Here is an 18,698-nt window from a genome sequence, read left to right as displayed (position 1 = left end):
GCGTCTCGGGCGTCGCGCCGATAGAGCGTCGCCGGGCGGCGAAGTCAACCCCGGCGGCGGCGCCGGACGGCCGGCCGGGGCTTTGCGTATTTGGGGAAAGATGAAGGGGGCGGGGGTGCCGCGTTAACCTTAACGGCGGGTGAAGGCGGGGGTCAGTCGGCGCAGGCGAGGGCCGCGGCGGCGGCGGTATCGGACCAGGGGCCGAGGGGGCGGGTGTCGAGGCGACCCTCCGCGGTCAGGCGGGTGGCCATGACGGCGGTCCAGCCGGCGTCGGCGGTGATGATCTCGGGGCCGTCGCCGCAGTCGCGCAGGCCGCCCGGGATGTGTGCGTCGCCGATGCGGTGGTTGGTCAACCCCTCCAGCGCCGCGACCTCGGTCAGCCGGCCGTCGCCGTAGCGCCAGACGCGCAGCGTGCGGGCAAGGTGCGGGCGGTCGATGTAGGCGATCTCGGTCAATCCGTCGCCGTCGAGGTCGGCGGCGCCGACGGGGGCGAGCCAGCGGTTCGGCCGGCCGATGTTGGGGGTGGCGGCGGCGAGCGTGAGGGCCTCGTCGCCGGCCGCGTAGACCACCAGGCGCGCGCCGAGGTCGCGGTGGCTCTGCACCACGACCAGCTCGGCGCGGCCGTCGCCGTCGAGGTCGGCCAGCCGCGGGGCGAGGTCCTCGAAGACCTCCACCTCGGGCAGCGTCACGCGGGCGACGCGGCAGTCGGGAAAGGGGGCGATCTGCACGGCAAGGGTGCCGGCCTCGACGGCGTCGCCCAGCACGCCATGGGCGTAGCGCGTCGTCGGGTCCTCGTACCAGGCGGCGACGGGGCCCGCGGCGGCGTCGAGCCGGGCCAGCGACCCGTCCATAGCCCGCCCCTCCCAGGGCGCGACCGCGCAGGCCGAGACGGGCCCGGCGAAGAGCGCAGCGAGGAGCAGCCCCGCCGCGGCGCGCATCAGATCTGCTTTTCCGGCATCTGCACCACGAGCCCGTCCAGTGCGTCCGACACCTTCAGCTGGCAGGTCAGGCGCGACCGCTTGGGGTCGGGCTGGTAGGCGAACTCGAGCATGTCCTCCTCCATCGGGTCGATCTCGGGCAGCCGGTCGACCCAGTCGGGGTGGACATAGACGTGGCAGGTCGAACAGGCGCAGGCGCCGCCGCAATCGGCCTCGATGCCGGGGATGTTGTTGTCGCGCGCGCCTTCCATCACGGTCAGGCCGTTCGGCACGTCCACGACATGCTCGGTTCCGTTGTGCTCGATGTAGGTGATCTTCGCCATCGTCTGCCTTTCCTTTGCGGTGCCGCGCGCCCGGGTCCGCCCGTAGGTAATATGCCGACCGGGGGCTTTCCAGCCCGAATTGCCGCGGTTGCGCGCGCCCGGAAATGTTCTACCTTCGTTCTCATGGAGCCCCTTGTCCGACCCCCCGACTGGCCGCGCCCGCCGGCCTGCCTGCCGCATCACCTGCTGCACCTGCCGCCCGAGGGGGCGCGGGTGGCGGTGGCGGGGCTGGTGCTGGTGCGGCAGCGGCCGGGCACCGCCAAGGGGGTGATCTTCGTCACGCTCGAGGACGAGTTCGGGGTCTGCAACGTGGTCGTCTGGCAGGCGATCTACCAGCGGTTCCGCCGGGCGGTGATCGCGGGGCGGCTGTTGCGGGTCACGGGCCGGGTGCAGCGGCAGTCGGGCGTGACCCACGTGGTCGCCGAGACGGTCGAGGACATCTCGGCGATGCTCGACGAGCTGGTGCACCTGCACGAGCCGACCCGCGCCGCCGATCAGCCCTGAGCCACGCGCGGCTTTCGCGGCGCGGCGAAACCGGCTATGCTGGCCGCCAACGAAAACAGACCCGAGCGCGACGAGCAGTCCCCCAGATGCGCGCCCCTGCCCTTCTCTGCGGCCTTCTGGCCCTGTCCGCCTGCGTGCCCGCGGGCGAGCGGGATGCCTTTGCCGAGCCCCTCAGCGCGCGCGAGGGCGCGATCGAGGTGATGCGCGGCGCGGGTCCCCCCAACGCCGACCCCAGCGCCTGCTACGGCCACGAGGCCACCCCGGCGATCGTGGAGACCGTGACCGAGCAGGTGATGATCCAGCCGCCGCAGATCGCCACCGACGGGCGCGTGATCGAGCCCGCGGTCTTCGTCACCGAGACGCAGCAGCGCATCGTCGAGGAGCGGCGCGAGCTGTGGTTCCAGGTGCCCTGCGAGCTGCAGGTGGCCGACCCCGACTTCATCGCCTCGCTGCAGCGGGCGCTGGCCGCGCGCGGCTACTACAGCGGGCCGGTCACCGGCACGATGACCCGGCGGACCGAGCGGGCGATCCGCGATTTCCAGGCGCCGCAGGGGCTGGACAGCGCGACCCTGTCGCTGGCCGCCGCGCGACAGCTGGGCCTGTCGCTGTGGAACCCCGAGCTGGCGGCCGACGGGGGCGGCTGAGGCTCGGCGCGACGGTCGGCAAGGAAAAACCCCCGGGCCATCGACCCGGGGGTTTGTCTGTCGCGGTTGGGGGGTGGCTCAGTCCTCGAGGCTGAGGGCCACGAAGCGCGGGTTGCCGCCGCGGCGGATCAGCAGCAGGATCGACTTCTGCCCGTTGTCGATCGCGGTCTGGACCCGCTCCTGGAAGGCGGCCACGTCGGCCACGGGCTGCTGCGCGACCTCGGTGATCACGTCGCCCGCCACCAGGCCCTTGGAGGCCGCGTCCGAGGCCGGATCGACCGCCTCGATCACCAGCCCCGTGGTGGTGCCCGGCACGCCCAGCTGCTGCCGCGTCTCGTCCGTCAGCGGCGTCAGGGTCAGGCCCAGCACCTCGGCCGGCTGCGGCGGCACCACGCGCCCGTCGGGGGTGGTCGCGGCCAGCCCCTCGGCGGTCTCGCGGCGGCCGAGCGTGACGCGCAGCGTCTGGGTCTCGCCGTCGCGGAACACCAGCACGCGGATGGTCTGGCCCTCGGCGCTTTCGCCGACGATGCGGACAAGCTCCCGGGTGTCGGCGATGTCGTCGCCGTCGAAGCTGAGGATCACGTCGCCGACCTCGATGCCGCCGTCCCGCGCCGGGCCCTCGGGCACGTCGGTGACCAGCGCGCCGCGGGCCGCGTCGAGGCCGAGCCCCTCGGCGATGTCGGGCGTCACGTCCTGGATCCGCACGCCGAGCCAGCCGCGGCGGGTCTCGCCGAACTCGCGCAGCTGGGCGACCACGTTGGTGACCACGTCCGACGACATGGCGAAGCCGATGCCGATGGAGCCGCCGGTGGGCGACAGGATCGCGGTGTTCACGCCGATCACCTCGCCCGCCATGTTGAACAGCGGGCCGCCCGAGTTGCCGCGGTTGATGGCGGCGTCGGTCTGGATGTAGTCGTCATAGGTGCCCGACAGCGCGCGGCCGGCGGCCGACACGATGCCGACCGAGACCGAGAAGCCCTGACCGAGCGGGTTGCCCATCGCCATCACCCAGTCGCCCACGCGCATCGCCTCGCTGTCGCCGAAGGACACGAAGGGCAGCGGGCCGTCGGCCTCGACCTTCAGCAGCGCGATGTCGGTGTTGGGGTCGGTGCCCACCAGCTCGGCCTGCAGGGTGAAGCCCTCGCGGAACTCGATCAGGATCTCGTCGGCGCCCTCGATGACGTGGTTGTTCGTCACGATGTAGCCGTCCTCGGAGATCACGAAGCCCGAGCCAAGCGCCTGGCTGCGGCGCGGCCCGCGCTCGGGGTTCTGGCGGTCTAGGAAGTCGTTGAAGAAATCCTCGAGCGGCGAGCCCTCGGGCACCATCGGCCCCGGCCCCTGACGGCCGGCGACGATGGCAGAGGTGGTGATGTTCACGACCGCGTCGCCGACCTGGTCGACGAGGTCGGCGAAGGTCGCGGGCGGCGCCGATTGCGCGCGGGCCTGCATCGTCCCGAGGACGGTGCCGAGGATCACCAGCGCCGAAATCAGGAGCGCGGTCGCGGTCCGGTAGAGGGCCGTCGGCGACGCCTGGGTCGCGGCCAGCGCGGGCACGGCGCGGCGCGCGGTCATGTGGGGGGCCTGTTGGATCGTCACGAACTTTCCTCCTGTCCAAGCCTTGGGGGACGGGTGCGGGCCCGCCCTCGCCCTGCTGATATTTGCCGCCGGCGGCCCCGGATCAATCCCGGCGCGGCGGGTTCGGGACAGGGCCGGCGTCACTTCATCGTGACATATGCTACCGGGACGGGGGCCGAATGCCAGCGCCTGTTGCGCGGGGTGGGGAAAGCCTGACCCCGCGCCCCGGGCTGGGGACAGCCGCGGGCGCAGGAAAGAAAGGGCTCTGGGTGCCGGGGGTCGGCCCGGACGTCGCGCCCCGCGGGCGGTCACATCGCGCCGGCGCTGATCGCCCAGGACACCAGCACCGCCCCGAGCGTGACGGCCGCAAGGCCGATCAGGCGCCGGGTCTCCACCGGGATCTGGTTCATCAGCTTGAGCAGGTCGTCCAGGCGCGAAGGGGCCAGTGCGAACACCAGCCCCTCGATCACGAGCACCATGCCGATGCCGAGGACCAGGATCAGGCCCACGGCCCGGCGCCCCTTACTGGACCGGGGCGGGAATGGCCACGCCCGAGCCCCCGAGATACTCGAAGAACTCGCTGTCGGGCGAAATGACCATCGTCGAGTTGCGCCGCAGGGCGCGCTCGTAGGCCGTCATCGAGCGGTAGAACTCGAAGAACTCGGGGTCCTGCCCGAAGGCCTCGGCGAAGATCCGGTTGCGCTCGGCATCGGCCTCGCCTCGGATGATCTCGGCCTCGCGCTGCGCCTCGGACACCAGCTCGACCACGGTCCGGTCGGCCTGGGCGCGGACACGCTGCGCGGCTTCCTCGCCGCGGGCGCGCTCGTCGGTGGCTTCCCGTTCCCGCTCGGCGCGCATCCGGGCGAAGGTCGCCTCGAGGTTCTGCGCCGGCAGGTTGGTCTGCTTCAGCCGCACGTCCAGCACCTCGATCCCCAGCGCCGCGGCGCGGGCGCGCGCCTGCGCGGTGATCTGCTCCATCAGCACGGTCCGCTCGGGCGACAGGATCGTGTTCGAGGTCACGCCATCGGCACCCAGCACGGCGCGGATGGTCGGGTTGATGATGCCCTCGAGCCGGTCCTCGCCGGCCCGGATGCCGCCGGCGCCCACGGCCTGGCGGAACTGCACCACGTCGATGATGCGGTAGCGCGCGAAGGCGTCGACCACGAGGCGGCGGTCGTCGGACGGCGTCACCTCGATCGGCAGCGTGTCGACCGACAGGATGCGGTCGTCGTAGTAGACCACCTCCTGGATGAAAGGGATCTTGAAGTTCAGGCCCGGCTCTTCGATCACCTGGCGGATCTGGCCGAACTGCAGCACCAGCGCGCGCTGGCGTTCGTCGACCACGAAGACCGAGCTCAGAAGGACCGCCACGCCCAGGACAAGGACGGGCACGAGGAAGGTGATACGGCGCATCAGTTCGAGCTCCCCGTCGTGGTGGTGGTGTTGCGGCGGATCTGGTCGAGCGGCAGGTAGGGCACGACGCCCTGGTTGCCGCCGCCCTCCTGGTCGAGGATCACCAGATCGACGTCGCCGAGCACGCGCTCGAGCGTCTCGAGGTAGAGACGGCGGCGCGTGACCTCGGGGGCCTGCCGGTATTCGGTGAGAACGGCGAGGAAGCGGCTCGCCTCACCCTGCGCCTCGTTCACGACCTGCGCCCGGTAGCCTTCGGCCTGTTCGAAGATCTGCGCGGCTTCGCCTCGGGCGCCGGCGAGGACGCGGTTGGCGTAGGCGTCGGCCTGGCGTTCCAGCTGGTCGCGCTCCTGTTCGGCGGCCTGCACGTCGCGGAAGGCGTCGATCACCTCGGCCGGCGGGTCGGCGCGGTCGAGGTTCAGACGGACGATGTTCACGCCCGAGTCGTAGCTGTCGAGCGTCTGCTGGATCAGCGTCTGCACGGTGTCGGCGATCAGGCCGCGGTCGCGGTTCAGGATCGGCGCGAGCTGGCTCTGGGCGATGACCTCGCGCATGGCGGCCTCGGAGACGGCGCGGATGGTCGCCTCGGGGTCGCGCAGGTTGAAGAGGAACTCGGCCGGGTCGGAGATGTTCCAGACCACCTCGAAGTCGATGTCGACGATGTTCTCGTCGGTGGTCAGCATCAGGCCGTTGTCGTCGATGCCCGACCGGCTGGCGCCGATCGACTCGTTGCGTTCGGAGGTGACGTTGACCACCTCGGCGCTGACGATCGGCCAGGGCGCGAAGTTCAGGCCCGGGTTCCCGATCGACGAGAACTCGCCCAGGAACAGCTCGACCGACTGCTCTTCGGGCCGGACCGTGTAGAAGGAGTTGTAGGCCCAGAAGCCGAGCGCGGCCACGAGGCCGACGACCCACAGCGTGCGCGGGCTGATCGGGTTGTCGCCCCCGCCCCCGCCGCCGCCGGACCGGCCGCCACGGCCGCCCATCAGGACGCGCAGCTGTTCCTGGCCCTTGCGGACGATCTCGTCGAGTTCGGGGATCTGCTGGTCGGGGCCGCCCGGACGCCGCCCGCCCGGTCCGCCCGAGCCGTTGTTGCCGCGGTTGCCACCGCCGCCGGAGCCGCCACCGCCGCCCCAGGGTCCGCCACTATTGCCAGCCATTGATCGTCGTTCCCCTCACAAATCGGATCGTCTGTCGCAACACATATGGGGCACCTTGCCCCGGGTTTCACGCCAAGCTGTGCGTTTTTGCCCTCAAATCAAGCCGTGCGCACGGGCGATTTCATCGTCACCAGCTCTTCGGCCATGGTCGGATGCACCGCAACGGTGCGGTCGAAGTCCTCTTTCGTGGCGCCCATCTTGACCGCGATGCCCGCCAGCTGGATCATTTCGCCGGCCTGCGGCGCGACGATATGACAGCCCAGGACGCGGCGCGTGGCCTTGGACACCACCAGCTTCATCAGCACCCGGTCGGGCCGCCCGGCAAAGGCCGACTGCATCGGCCGGAACGAGGTGCAGTAGATCTCGACCGGCTCCCGCTCGCGGGCCTCCTCCTCGCTGAGGCCGACGGTGCCGAACTCGGGCTGGGTGAAGACGGCCGACGGGATCAGCTCGTGGTCGACCGGGGTGAGGTTGCCGCGGAAGACGGTCTCGACGAAGGCCATGCCCTCGCGGATCGCCACCGGTGTCAGGTTGACCCGGTTGGTCACGTCGCCGATGGCGTAGACCGACGGCACCGAGGTCTGCGAATACTGGTCGACCACGATCTCGCCGCGGCGGCCGATCTGCACGCCCGCCTCCTCCAGCCCCATGTCGCGGGTGTTGGGGGCCCGGCCGGTGGCGAAGAGCACCGCGTCGTAGACCCCTTCGAGCCCGTTCGAGCCCTTGACCCAGATCGGCCCCGAGGTGGCGCCGGACGTGGCGGCCGGGGGCGCGTCGGCGGGGGCGCCCATGCGCTCCTCGGTCGGCAGGTCCATGTGATCGGCGGTGGCGGCGGCCATCTCGACGATGTTGGTGCCGAGGTGCAGCGCGACGCCGCGCTCCTGCATCATGTCGGCGATCAGGCCGCGGGCCTCGTCGTCGAAGCCGCGCAGGATCTGCGCACCGCGGTAGAACTGCGTCACCTCGACGCCCAGGCCGTTGAGGATGCAGGCGAATTCACAGGCGATGTAGCCGCCGCCCACGATCAGGATCGACCGCGGCAGGCGCGCCATGTGGAAGATGTCGTCGGACACCATCCCGAGATGCGCGTTGGGCAGGTCGGGGCGCACCGGGTGCCCGCCGGTGGCCACGAGGATGTGCTTGGCGGTCACGCTGCGCCCGTCGGACAGGGCGACCGTGTGGGGGTCGGCGAGCCGCGCGCGCAGGTCGAAGATCTCGACCTTTGAGCCCTGCAGGAGCTTGCGGTACACGCCCTCAAGCCGGTCGAGCTCGGCGTTCAACGTGCCCGAGAAGCGGGCCCAGTCGAAATCGCCCTCGGTCACGTCCCAGCCATAGGCGCGGGCGTCGGCAAAGCCCTCGCGGTAGGCCGAGGCGAACACCATCAGCTTCTTCGGCACGCAGCCCCGGATCACGCAGGTGCCGCCCATGCGGCTGTCCTCGGCCAGCGCCACGCGGGCGCCTGTGGCCGCGGCGACGCGCGCGGCGCGCACGCCGCCCGATCCACCGCCGATCACGAAGAGGTCGTAGTCGAAATCCGCCATGCTGCCCCGGTCGGTCCTGTCCTGTGTCCGGGGGCGAGGTATTTCACGGACGGCGGCCGGGCGCCAGACCGCGCCGTGTCGCGGGCGGCCTATTCGCCGGTTTCGACGAACAGGTTCTCGGTGTCGTTGATGTCGATGCGCTCGTGCTCGACGGTGCCGTTGTTGATGTCGCGCACCTCGACCGTGCCGTCGGCATTGCCGATCACCAGCACGTCGCAGATGTCGAGGAACAGCCCGTTCTCGACCACGCCCGGGATCTGGTTCAGCACCAGGCTCAGCTGGGTGGGGTTGCCGATCCGGCGCAGGTGCAGGTCGAGGATGAAGTTGCCCTCGTCGGTGCGGAACGGGTCGGTGCCGTTGAGCCGCAGGCTGGAATTGCGGCCCATCACGTCGAGGTTCGACAGCATCTCCTCGATCAGCGCCTTGGTGGTCTGCCAGCCGAAGGGGATCACCTCGACCGGGAGGGGGTAGGCGCCCAGCGTGTCGACCTGCTTGGACAGGTCGGCGATCACGATCATCTGATCGGAGGCCGTCGCCACGATCTTTTCCTGCAGGAGCGCGCCGCCGCCGCCCTTGATGAGGTTCAGGTTCGGGTCGTATTCATCCGCGCCGTCGATGGTGAGGTCGAGCCAGCGCACCTCGTCCAGCGTCTTGACCGGGATGCCGACCTCGGCCGCCAGCTTGGCGGTGCGCGTCGAGGTGGCGACGCCGGTGATCTTCATGCCCTCGTCGCGGATCAGCTCGCCCAGGCAGCGCACCATCCAGGCGGCGGTCGAGCCGGTGCCGAGGCCCACGCGCATGCCGTCCTCGACGAATTCCACCGCGCGGCGGGCGGCGACGTACTTGGCCTTGTCGATGGGGGAAAGCTGGGCGGTCATGATGCGGCCTGTCTCCTGTTGCCCCGGGGTCGTCCTGCCCCGTTCATACCGAACCCGGGGGCGCGGTGCGAGACCAAACTGACGCGGACGCCAGCGCGGCGGCCGCCCGGGCCAGCGCGGCGCGGGGCAGGATCAGCAACATGCCCGGCCCGTCGAAGTCCAGCGCGACGCGCGATCCCGTGGTCCGGTTCGAGGTCCCGATGCGGCGGGCGGGGTGGAAGGCGAGGCCGTCGATGGGCCAGGCCAGCCCCTCGGACCGGCCCGTCACCTCGGCCAGCGGGAACAGCGACAGGCGCGTGCCCGCCGGCAGGTCAAGCGCGAGCCGGGGCGGCGCATGGAGCACGAGGTCGGCAGACCCGATCACGATGCAACGCGCCGCGGCGCGGGCGGCAAGCACGTGATAGACGGCCAGCTCGTGGTCGACCCGCGCGCCGGTGAAGCCCGCCGCCAGCACCACGGGGGCGACGATGTGGCGGAGCGCCTTGTCGAAATCGGTGCTCTCCTGCTCGGGCACGGTGTGGATGCGGGCCGCCGGGATCTTCGCGCGCGCGGCGTCCGGCAGGCTGTCCATGTCGCCGTAGACCGCCTCGGGCATGTGGCCGGCCTCCAGCGCCGCGGCGGCGCCGCCATCGGCGGCCACGAGACGGGGCGCCAGCGCCAGCGCGGCGTCGAGATCGCCGGGCCCCAGCGCCCCCCCGCCCAGGAGCGTGACCCCGGTGTCGGACCGGAACAGCGGCGCCGGCCTTGGCACATTGTCGCCCATTTTCAGGATAATCTCCTTTGAAACGCCCAAATGAGGTCCCGTTTGTGGGGAATCACTTTGGGAGACAGAAGGCAACGATTAAGAATCCGGCTTCGTCCGGTCGAGCAGAGCGAAGAGACCCATGAGCGACGCGAACAAGATCCTGACGGTGTCCTACGGCACCTTCTCCTGCACGCTGGAGGGCTTCGACAAGCCGTTCGAGGCGATGAAGGCGATCGCGGAGTACTTCCGGGACCTGGCGGCCGAGGACAGGTACTTCGGCGCCGAGCCGCCGACCCCGGACGCCGAGATGCTGCACCGGATCACCGAGGCCGCGATCCAGCGCCGGGTCGAGGCTCGGATGCTGGAATCGGGGCTCCTGCTGCGGGCCCAGCCGGCCGAGGCGCCCGCCGCCCCTGCCCCTGCGCCGCAGCCCGTGCAGACGCCCGCCGCCGAGGCGCCGGTGGCCCCGCACAGCGCGGGAGACGATTCCCTCGCGGTGCTGGACGACGGGATTGCCGAGGCCGAGGTCGAAGAAGCGCCCGCCGAGGACACCCCGGCGGAGGCGGTTGCCGAGACCGCCGCCGAGGAGGAGGACGTCGCGGATATCGCGGCCGAGGAGGCCATTGAGGACGCCGAGGACGCCGCGGAGGAGGAGGTCGCCGAGACCGCCACCGACGATGCCGACGTCGCCGCCGAGGAGACGGTCGAGGAGATCGCCGCGGAGGCCGCCGACGACACCGCCGTCGAGGAACCCGAGGGCGAGCCGGCGGTCGATGAGGCCGAGGCGGAGACCGGGGACGCCGAGGTCGAGATCGAGGCCGCGGAGATCGCGGAAGAGAGCGAGATCGAAGCCGCCGAGGAAACCGAGGTCGAGACGGCCGAGGACATCGAGGAGATCCAGGACGACGCCGCCGAGATCGCCGAGGAGACCGAGGTCGCCGAGGCGTGGGCCGTCGAGGAGACCATCGAGGTGGTCGAGGTCGCGGAAACCGAAATCGACGCCGATGAGCTCGCCGGGATCGAGGACGAAGGCGCGGACGAGCCCGCCGACGCGGAAGACCGTCGCGGCGGCGAGGACACCCTGGCCGCCATCGCCACCGCGCTCGCCGGCACGGCGCCGACCCCCGAGCCGGCCCCCGTGGACGAGGCCGTCGCCGAGACCATGGACGAGGTCGTCGCCGAGCCCATGGACGAGGCCGTTGCCGAGACCATGGACGAGGACGCCGAGGCTGCCATCTTCGCCGCGCTCGACGAGGACGAGGACGAGATCGACGTCGCGGTCTACAGCGGCCTCGGTGCGCCGCTCGACGGCGTGTCGGTCGCCGAGCGGCTGGCCCGAATCCGCCGGGCCGCCACCGACGACGAGGACATGGAGCCCGCCACCCGCGCGCAGGACGACGACGAGGACGGGGACGAGGACGGGCACGCCGACGAAAACGTGGCCCCGCAGCCCGCCGCCGCGGCCCGGATGCCGATGGCCGAGGCCGACTTCGGCGAGGACGACAACGAACCGACCGACGACGACGACGCGCTGGCGGCGGCCATCGCCGCGGCCACCGCACCCGCGCTCGCCGCGGCGGCGGTCCGGTCCCGCGCCGAGGTGGCGGTCGCCGAGGCCTCCGACGAGGCCGACGAGGTCGCCGAGGTCGCCGAAACCGAAGCCGAGGATGAGGACGACGACGCGCCCGAGGCCGACGCCGACGCCGACGAGGAACTCGACCGGGTCGAGGCCGCGGCCGCCGCGGCGGCCCAGGCGGACACCGATCCGGCTCCGGCCGAGGATGCGGATACGGCGGCGATCGCCGCGGCCCTGCGCGCCGCGACCGAGCCCGAGACGCAGGCCCCGGCCCCGACCCGGGGCTCCGGGCTGGAGGCCGCCGCCGAGCAGGCCGACCGGCTGTTCGACGCCACCGAAAGCCGGCTGTCCCATGCCGAGACGACGCGCCGCCGCGCCAACATCGAGCACCTGAAGGCCGCCGTCGCCGCCCGCAGCGCCGACCGGCAGCTGGCGCCCGAGGGCGCGGCCGACCCCCGCGACGCCACCGCGGACTACCGCGAGGATCTGGCGCAGGTGATGCGCCCGCGCCGGGTGCGCGTCGACGTGACCCGCCGCCGGACCGAGACGCGGCAGGCGCCGCTGGTGCTGGTGTCCGAACAGCGCGTCGACGAGGAGCGCGCGGCGCGCGCCGAGCCCGTCCGCCCGCGCCGCGTCAGCGCCGGCGAGGCCGCCCCCGAGACCGCCGCGGCACCGCTCCGCGTGACCGAAACGGCCGGGGCTGCCGATGCGGCGCCGCGTCGGGTGGGCAACAGCCTTGCGCAGCTGGCCCAGCGGGCCGGCATGATCATGAACCTCGCCCGCGGCGGCAGCGCCGCGCGCGCCCACGAGGCCGAGCCCGAGCCCGCGCCGGCCCCGTCGCCGGTGCGCGTCGCCCCGACCGCCCCGCCCCATGCCGAGGCGGTGCCCGAGGCCGAGATCGCGCTGACCCACAGCGAACGCTTCGCCCTGCGGCTGGAGCGCAGCGACGCGGTCGAGATCGAGGAGGTGGTGGAACTGGCCGCCGCCTATGCCCAGGCCGAGTTCGGGGGCAACACCTTCGACCGGCCCGAGCTGTTCCAGATGATCGCCGAGGCGACCGACAACTCGATCAGCCGCGAGGACATGCTGCAGGCCTTCGGCGGGCTGATGCGGCGCGGCCGGATCACCCGGGTCGCGCGCGGCGCCTTCCGCCTGATGCCGGCCACCGACACCGAATGACGCGCGTTCGTCCCGCGCGCCGGCCCCGCGGTTCCGCCGCGGGGCCTTTTTCCTGTCAGGGGGTCACTCGTCGCGCGGCGCGTCGGGGTCGGCCTGGCCGACGCCCTTGAACACCGCCTTGAGGGGCAGCGCCCAGAGGATGCCCAGGAGCACGTAGATGCCGAACTCCAGCCACAGCGACGGGCGCTCGAACAGGCTCATGATCCACCAGGCCATGCCGATGTAGGCCGGCAGGCCGAACAGAAGGATCAGGAGCGACAGCCGCCGCCGGGTCTTGTAGCTGAGTGCCATGGGCCCCCCGTTGTGGATCAGTCCGCGAAGGGGTCGGTCACGAGGATCGTGTCGTCCCGCTCGGGCGAGGTGGACAGTAGGGCCACCGGGGTCTCGATCAACTCCTCGATCCGGCGGACGTATTTCACCGCCTCGCCGGGCAGGTCGGCCCAGCTGCGCGCGCCCTCGGTCGAGGCGGCCCAGCCCGGCATCTCCTCGTAGATCGGTCGGCAGCGCGCCTGCCGGTCGGCGGCGGTCGGCAGGTAGTCCAGCCGCTCGCCGTCGAGCTCGTAGCCCACGCAGATCTTGAGCGTCTCGAACCCGTCCAGCACGTCGAGCTTGGTCAGCGCGATGCCCTTGACGCCCGAGGTGGCGCAGGTCTGGCGCACGAGGCAGGCGTCGAACCAGCCGCAGCGGCGCTTGCGGCCCGTGGTGGTGCCGAACTCGTGCCCGCGCTGGCCCAGCCGGTCGCCGTCGGCGTCGAGCAGTTCCGTCGGGAACGGCCCCTCGCCCACGCGGGTGGTGTAGGCCTTCACGATGCCGAGCACGTAGTCGATGGCGCCCGGCCCGATGCCCACGCCCGTCGCCGCCTGCCCCGCGATCACGTTGGACGAGGTGACGAAGGGGTAGGTGCCGAAGTCGATGTCGAGCAGCGCGCCCTGCGCGCCCTCGAACAGGATGCGTTTGCCCGCCTTGCGCTTCTCGGTCATCACCTTCCAGACCGGGCCTGCGTATTTCAGGATCTCGGGCGCGATTTCCTTCAGTTTCGCGATCAGCTCGGCGCGGTCGACCGGCGTGATGCCGAGGCCGGCGCGCAGCGCGTTGTGGTGCGTCAGGGCGCGGTCCACCCGCGCCTCCAGCGTGGCGTCGTCGGCCAGGTCCGCGACGCGGACGGACCGGCGGCCGACCTTGTCCTCGTAGGCCGGGCCGATGCCGCGCCCAGTGGTGCCGATTTTGGCGCCGGGGCTGGCGGCCTCCTCGCGGGCGCGGTCGAGCTCGCCGTGGATCGGCAGGATCAGGGGCGTGTTCTCGGCGATCATCAGGGTTTCGGGCGTGATCTCCACCCCCTGCCCGCGGATCGTCTCGATCTCGCGCAGCAGGTGCCACGGGTCGAGCACCACGCCGTTGCCGATCACGCTGAGCTTGCCGCCGCGCACCACGCCCGAGGGCAGCGCGTGCAGCTTGTAGACGGTGCCGTCGATGACGAGCGTGTGGCCCGCGTTGTGGCCGCCCTGGAAGCGCGCGATCACGTCGGCGCGCTCGGACAGCCAGTCGACGATCTTGCCCTTGCCCTCATCGCCCCACTGGGCACCGACGACGACGACGTTAGCCATGGCGGATCCTCCGGTTTGCGGCCCGCGGCGGCTATACCGGGGCCACGGCCCGGTTGAAAGCGGAGTCTCGCGGAACCGGGCGAAACCGCCCCAAGGCTGCGACATGCCGCCGCACCCCTGCCGGAAACTGGCCGGCGGCATGCGTCGGCATACAGTCGTGTGCCGTCAGCAAATTCCATTCAACTGGAACAAATAGCTTGCGCAAACATCACCGACTCGCGCTATGGTTGTGCCTGAAAGGCTTGCGGCGGCATGCCGCATCCCATAAGTAGGCGCAAATCCGAGCCGGCCTCGCCAGGAACTCGCCCATGGAAAATGTCATCCTCGTCGTCCACCTCATCCTCGCGATCTGTCTGATCGGCGTGGTGCTTCTGCAGCGTTCCGAAGGGGGCGGTCTGGGCATGGGCGGCGGCGGCGGCGTGATGACGGGCCGCCAGGCGGCGACCGCGCTGGGCAAGCTGACCTGGGCCTTCGCCATCGCCTTCCTCGCCACCTCGATCACGCTGACGATCCTGGCGGCGCAGAACTCGGCCGGCTCCTCGGTGCTCGACCGGATCGGCACGGGCGCCCCCACCGACGAGGCCCCGGCCACCGACGGCCCGGCCCTGCCGCCCGCCTCGGACCTGCTGCCGCCGATCACGGGCGACTCGCCGGTGCTTCCGCCGCGGGCCGACTGAGCCCGCACCACCCACATATTTTGGGGGTCACCCCCTCCCCGCTCAACATGATGTGGCTGGGCGCCTTGCAGCGCCCGTCCGAATCCGGTTATCTTCAAACCCCGTGATAGAGGGATAGGGACAGGCCCGCGGCCCCCGCGGCACATCCCGGCACGGGAGACCAGGCTGACATGGCACGTTATATCTTCATCACCGGCGGTGTGGTGTCTTCGCTTGGCAAGGGCCTGGCCTCGGCGGCGCTGGGGGCGCTTTTGCAGGCCCGCGGCTTCACCGTGCGGCTGCGCAAGCTCGACCCCTACCTGAACGTGGACCCGGGCACGATGTCGCCCTTCGAGCACGGCGAGGTCTTCGTGACCGACGATGGCGCGGAAACCGACCTGGACCTCGGGCATTACGAGCGCTTCACCGGCGTCGCCGCGCGGATGACGGATTCCGTGTCCTCGGGCCGGATCTATTCCAACGTGCTCGAGAAGGAGCGCCGCGGCGACTACCTCGGCAAGACGATCCAAGTGATTCCGCACGTCACCAACGAGATCAAGGACTTCCTCAAGATCGGCGAGGACGAAGTCGACTTCATGCTGTGCGAGATCGGCGGCACGGTCGGCGACATCGAGGGGCTGCCCTTCTTCGAGGCGATCCGCCAGTTCAGCCAGGACCGGCCGCGCGGCCAGTGCATCTTCATGCACCTGACGCTGCTGCCCTACATCAAGGCGTCGGGCGAGCTGAAGACCAAGCCGACGCAGCATTCGGTCAAGGAGCTGCGCTCGATCGGCATCGCGCCCGACATCCTGGTGTGCCGCTCCGAAGGCCCGATCCCGCAGAAGGAGCGCGAGAAGCTCGCGCTGTTCTGCAACGTGCGCCCCGACGCGGTGATCGCCGCGCAGGACCTGTCGTCGATCTACGAGGCGCCGCTCGCCTACCACCGCGAGGGGCTGGACCAGGCGGTGCTCGACGCCTTCCAGATCAGCCCGGCGCCCCGCCCCGACCTCAGCCGCTGGGAGGACGTGGCCGACCGGATCGCCAACCCCGAGGGCGAGGTGCGGGTGGCGGTCGTGGGCAAGTACACGCAGCTGGAGGACGCCTACAAATCCATCGCCGAGGCGCTGACCCATGGCGGCATCGCCAACCGGGTGAAGGTCAAGGCCGAGTGGATCGACGCCGAGATCTTCGAGCGCGAGGACCCGGCGCCCTACCTCGAGGAATTCGACGCCATCCTCGTGCCCGGCGGCTTCGGCGAGCGCGGGACCGAGGGCAAGATCAAGGCGGCCGAGTTCGCGCGCACCCGCGCGGTGCCCTATCTCGGCATCTGTCTCGGCATGCAGATGGCGGTGATCGAGGCGGCCCGGAACCTGGCCGAGCTGTCCGACGCGGGATCCGAGGAATTCGACCATGAGGCGGGGAAAAAGCGTTTCACGCCCGTGGTTTACCACCTCAAGGAATGGGTGCAGGGCAACGCCAAGGTGACGCGCAAGAAGACCGACGCCAAGGGCGGCACCATGCGCCTTGGCGCCTATGACGCGGTGCTGAAGCAGGGGTCGAAGGTGGCCGGGATCTACGGGTCGCTGACCATCGAGGAACGCCACCGCCACCGCTACGAGGTCGACATCAAGTACCGCGAGGCGCTGGAGGCCAAGGGGCTGTGCTTCTCCGGCATGTCGCCCGACGGCCGCCTGCCCGAGATCGTCGAGGTCGAGGACCACCCGTGGTTCATCGGGGTGCAGTTCCACCCCGAGCTGAAATCCAAGCCCTTCGCGCCGCACCCGCTGTTCCGCGACTTCGTGCGCGCGGCCAAGGACAATTCCCGGCTGGTCTGACGCGTCAGAGCGGGCAGGCGTCGAGCACCGGGACGATCGCGGGCCGCGCCCCGGCCAGCGGCACTGTGACGATCTCGGCGCCGTTCACGTCCGTCACCCGCGCCGTTTCCCCCGCCCGCAGCCCGGCAAAGATCGCGCGCGCCATGGGCACGGGGCCCACGTCCATCAGGCAGACGCCATCGCGGCAGACGGCCCCGGAGGCCCAGGTCTCGTCGTCGATGCTCAGCAGGAATACCGTGTCGGCCTCGGGCGGCGCGTGGCCTTCGAGGGTGAGGTCGATGAAGGGCGCCGCGCAGGTCACGGCCAGGAAGGGCCCCACGGGGTCGGCGGGCTGGGCCCGTTGCGTCGCGGGGTCGTACGTCCAGTCGGCCAGCGCCGGGCCGGCGGCAAGCATCAGTGCAACGGCGGCGCGGATCAGACCGGGCATTCCGCCAGCACCCGCCCGATGGCGTCGCGCGACCCGGCCAGCGGGACGCGGCCGATGTAGGCCCCCTGCGTGTAGGAGATCACCGCCTCGCGGCCGGATTGCAGCGTCTCCATCACGTCGGCGATCATCGGGAAACTCATCAGGTTCAGCGGGCAGACCCCGGCCTCGCAGCGCGCCTCGAGGCGGTATTCGGTCGTGCCGATCACGATGTCGACCGAGACCCACTCGGTCGTCGGCCAGATCTCCTCGACGTTGAGGCCGGGCACGCCGGTCGATCCGCACTCGACGGCCAGCATCACGCCGCCCTCCCCCGTCGCCTGCGCACGGGCGGCGGACGGGATGTGGACCCACTCGGCCAGGGCCGGGGCGGGCGCGGCAAGCAGGGCCAGGGCAAGGACGGTGCGGCGGAGCATGGCGGAACCCTCGAAGCGTGCGGTTGCGGCGATCTGGCATCGCGCGGGCCCGCCCCGCCATCCCCCGTTTCGGGGGGTCAGGCGGCGGCGCGGACCTCGTCGCGGATGATCTCGGCGATCAGGCGGGCGTTGGCCTCGGAGAAGGTGAGCGGCAGGCGCATGTCGATGAGGCCGGCGAGGATCGCGTCGGTCCTGGGCAGGCGCTGGGGCGGGGCGTAGCGCCAGCTGTCGTAGCGCGATGTGAAGGCGACGGGTTCCTCGGCGCCGAACCATTTCAGCTCCACCCCCCGCCGGGCGCAGCCGGCGACCAGCGCGCGCACCCGGTCGGGCGCCCAGCCGGGCAGCAGCACCTGGATCGAGGAACCGACGATGGTTTCCTGCGGCGGGCGCTCGATCACCTTGAGGCCGGGGGTGTTGCGCAGCCCCTCCTCGACCGTGCGGTAGAGCGCGTTCCAGCGGGCGATCTGGGCAGGCAGGTCGGCCAGCTGCGGGCGCAGGATCGCGGCGCGCAGATGGTCCATCCGGCCCGAGACGTTGGGGGTGACGTACTTTACGTTTTCGTACCTATCCACAGATGGACCCACAGAGTGCCGGCCGTATAGCATGTAGGATCCTGACAACATGATGGCCCGCGCCATCACGTCGGCGTCGTCCGAGACCAGCAGTCCGCCCTCGCCCGAGTTCATGTGCTTGTAGGTCTGGGTCGAGTAGCAGCCGATGATCCCGTGCCGCCCGGACGGCACGCCCTTCCACGCCGCGCCCATGGTGTGGGCGCAATCCTCGACCACCTGCAGGCCATGGGCGGCGGCGACCTGCACCAGCCGTTCCATGTCGCAGATGTGCCCGCGCATGTGGCTGAGGAGCAGCACCTTCGCGCCCGAGGATGCGGCCTTCACCGCGAGGTCATCGAGGTCGATGGTCAGGCTCTCGGTCGTCTCGACGAAGACCGGCTCGGCGCCCACGGAGGCGATCGCGCCCGGCACCGGGGCCAGCGTGAAGCCGTTCGACAGCACCCGGTCCCCCGGCCCGACGCCCAGCGCCCTGAGCGCGCAGCCCATGGCGTAGCCGCCCGAGGCGACGGCCAGCGCGTACCGCGCGCCGGTATAGGCGGCGAATTCGCGTTCGAGGGCGGACACCTCGCCCTCCTCGCCCGGCAGAAGGTTGTAACGGTGCAGCCGGCCCGAGCGCATGACCCGCACGGCCGCCTCGATCGCGGCCTCGGGGATCGGCTCCTGCTGGGTGAACTTGCCGGTGAATACGGGTTTTTCCATGGGGCGGAGAATTGGCCGC

At 71.3% G+C, this 18,698-nt stretch carries 19 protein-coding genes; 5 read left to right on the top strand and 14 right to left on the bottom strand.

Going from position 1 to position 18,698, the window contains the following annotated elements; translation table 11 throughout:
- Positions 1–152: 152 nt before the first annotated feature.
- Together HCU73_RS03635 and HCU73_RS03630 are read right to left on the bottom strand one after the other, a co-directional pair.
- The gene (locus tag HCU73_RS03635; RefSeq protein WP_168622022.1) at positions 153–938 is read right to left on the bottom strand and encodes an FG-GAP repeat domain-containing protein; all 786 of its coding nucleotides are present in this window, start codon (positions 936–938) and stop codon (positions 153–155) included.
- Entirely contained in the window at positions 938–1,261 is a 324-nt protein-coding gene (locus HCU73_RS03630; RefSeq protein WP_168622021.1) for a 2Fe-2S iron-sulfur cluster-binding protein, read from the bottom strand. Before HCU73_RS03630 ends, HCU73_RS03635 begins: the two co-directional genes overlap by 1 nt.
- A 123-nt stretch (positions 1,262–1,384) precedes the next feature.
- On the opposite strand from HCU73_RS03630, the gene HCU73_RS03625 reads away from it, so the two are divergent.
- The gene (locus tag HCU73_RS03625) at positions 1,385–1,765 is read left to right on the top strand and encodes an OB-fold nucleic acid binding domain-containing protein (RefSeq protein ID WP_168622020.1); all 381 of its coding nucleotides are present in this window, start codon (positions 1,385–1,387) and stop codon (positions 1,763–1,765) included.
- An 86-nt stretch (positions 1,766–1,851) separates the two neighbouring features.
- Positions 1,852–2,409, top strand: coding sequence for a peptidoglycan-binding domain-containing protein (locus tag HCU73_RS03620; RefSeq protein WP_168622019.1), 558 nt, complete (start codon positions 1,852–1,854; stop codon positions 2,407–2,409).
- Positions 2,410–2,487: 78 nt separating this feature from the next.
- Here HCU73_RS03620 and HCU73_RS03615 read toward each other — a convergent pair whose 3' ends face one another.
- From HCU73_RS03615 to HCU73_RS03585, 7 genes are all read right to left on the bottom strand, one after another.
- Positions 2,488–3,858, bottom strand: coding sequence for a Do family serine endopeptidase (locus tag HCU73_RS03615; RefSeq protein WP_239025456.1), 1,371 nt, complete (start codon positions 3,856–3,858; stop codon positions 2,488–2,490).
- A gap of 434 nt (positions 3,859–4,292) precedes the next feature.
- On the bottom strand, positions 4,293–4,493 hold the full coding sequence (locus HCU73_RS03610) for a DUF2065 family protein (protein ID WP_168622018.1): 201 nt from the start codon (positions 4,491–4,493) through the stop codon (positions 4,293–4,295).
- A 13-nt stretch (positions 4,494–4,506) separates the two neighbouring features.
- Positions 4,507–5,397 carry a protease modulator HflC gene (gene hflC, locus HCU73_RS03605; RefSeq protein ID WP_168622017.1) on the bottom strand — a complete coding sequence of 297 codons (891 nt, stop codon included), beginning with the start codon at positions 5,395–5,397 and terminating at the stop codon, positions 4,507–4,509.
- Entirely contained in the window at positions 5,397–6,554 is a 1,158-nt protein-coding gene (gene hflK, locus HCU73_RS03600; protein WP_168622016.1) for an FtsH protease activity modulator HflK, read from the bottom strand. Before hflK ends, hflC begins: the two co-directional genes overlap by 1 nt.
- Before the next feature lie 98 nt (positions 6,555–6,652).
- The gene (gene gorA / locus HCU73_RS03595) at positions 6,653–8,095 is read right to left on the bottom strand and encodes a glutathione-disulfide reductase (protein ID WP_168622015.1); all 1,443 of its coding nucleotides are present in this window, start codon (positions 8,093–8,095) and stop codon (positions 6,653–6,655) included.
- Between the two features lie 89 nt (positions 8,096–8,184).
- The gene (rpiA, locus tag HCU73_RS03590; RefSeq protein WP_168622014.1) at positions 8,185–8,973 is read right to left on the bottom strand and encodes a ribose-5-phosphate isomerase RpiA; all 789 of its coding nucleotides are present in this window, start codon (positions 8,971–8,973) and stop codon (positions 8,185–8,187) included.
- A gap of 43 nt (positions 8,974–9,016) precedes the next feature.
- Complete coding sequence (locus HCU73_RS03585; RefSeq protein ID WP_168622013.1) at positions 9,017–9,736, bottom strand: thiamine diphosphokinase; 720 nt, start codon at positions 9,734–9,736, stop codon at positions 9,017–9,019.
- Between the two features lie 121 nt (positions 9,737–9,857).
- Between HCU73_RS03585 and HCU73_RS03580 the strand changes: the two genes are divergently transcribed.
- Positions 9,858–12,473, top strand: coding sequence for a hypothetical protein (locus HCU73_RS03580; RefSeq protein WP_168622012.1), 2,616 nt, complete (start codon positions 9,858–9,860; stop codon positions 12,471–12,473).
- 63 nt (positions 12,474–12,536) lie between these two features.
- Here the strand turns inward: HCU73_RS03580 and HCU73_RS03575 are convergent, their stop codons facing one another.
- Both HCU73_RS03575 and HCU73_RS03570 read right to left on the bottom strand, forming a co-directional pair.
- Positions 12,537–12,764 (bottom strand): DUF2842 domain-containing protein, encoded by a 228-nt coding sequence (locus HCU73_RS03575; protein ID WP_168622011.1) that lies wholly within the window; start codon positions 12,762–12,764, stop codon positions 12,537–12,539.
- Between the two features lie 17 nt (positions 12,765–12,781).
- A complete protein-coding gene (locus HCU73_RS03570) occupies positions 12,782–14,077 on the bottom strand; it encodes an adenylosuccinate synthase (RefSeq protein WP_168622010.1) in 1,296 nt (431 codons plus the stop codon).
- 308 nt (positions 14,078–14,385) lie between these two features.
- Here HCU73_RS03570 and secG point away from each other — a divergent pair, with 308 nt between their 5' ends.
- Both secG and HCU73_RS03560 read left to right on the top strand, forming a co-directional pair.
- Positions 14,386–14,754, top strand: coding sequence for a preprotein translocase subunit SecG (secG, locus tag HCU73_RS03565; protein ID WP_168622009.1), 369 nt, complete (start codon positions 14,386–14,388; stop codon positions 14,752–14,754).
- A gap of 170 nt (positions 14,755–14,924) precedes the next feature.
- On the top strand, positions 14,925–16,568 hold the full coding sequence (locus HCU73_RS03560) for a CTP synthase (RefSeq protein ID WP_168622008.1): 1,644 nt from the start codon (positions 14,925–14,927) through the stop codon (positions 16,566–16,568).
- A gap of 4 nt (positions 16,569–16,572) precedes the next feature.
- On the opposite strand, the gene HCU73_RS03555 is transcribed toward HCU73_RS03560, so the two are convergent.
- From HCU73_RS03555 to HCU73_RS03545, 3 genes are all read right to left on the bottom strand, one after another.
- Positions 16,573–16,995, bottom strand: a complete 423-nt coding sequence (locus HCU73_RS03555; RefSeq protein WP_168622007.1) for a hypothetical protein — start codon at positions 16,993–16,995, stop codon at positions 16,573–16,575.
- Positions 16,983–17,408 carry a hypothetical protein gene (locus tag HCU73_RS03550; protein ID WP_168622006.1) on the bottom strand — a complete coding sequence of 142 codons (426 nt, stop codon included), beginning with the start codon at positions 17,406–17,408 and terminating at the stop codon, positions 16,983–16,985. Before HCU73_RS03550 ends, HCU73_RS03555 begins: the two co-directional genes overlap by 13 nt.
- Before the next feature lie 77 nt (positions 17,409–17,485).
- Positions 17,486–18,679 carry a DegT/DnrJ/EryC1/StrS family aminotransferase gene (locus HCU73_RS03545; protein WP_168622005.1) on the bottom strand — a complete coding sequence of 398 codons (1,194 nt, stop codon included), beginning with the start codon at positions 18,677–18,679 and terminating at the stop codon, positions 17,486–17,488.
- Positions 18,680–18,698: the final 19 nt, after the last annotated feature.

Origin of the sequence: Roseicyclus persicicus (assembly GCF_012395815.1) — a bacterium.
GTDB classification, from domain to species: Bacteria; Pseudomonadota; Alphaproteobacteria; order Rhodobacterales; family Rhodobacteraceae; genus Roseicyclus; species Roseicyclus persicicus.
Note: the sequence above shows the minus strand (reverse complement) of the source record. Positions and strands in the feature narration are given on the sequence as shown.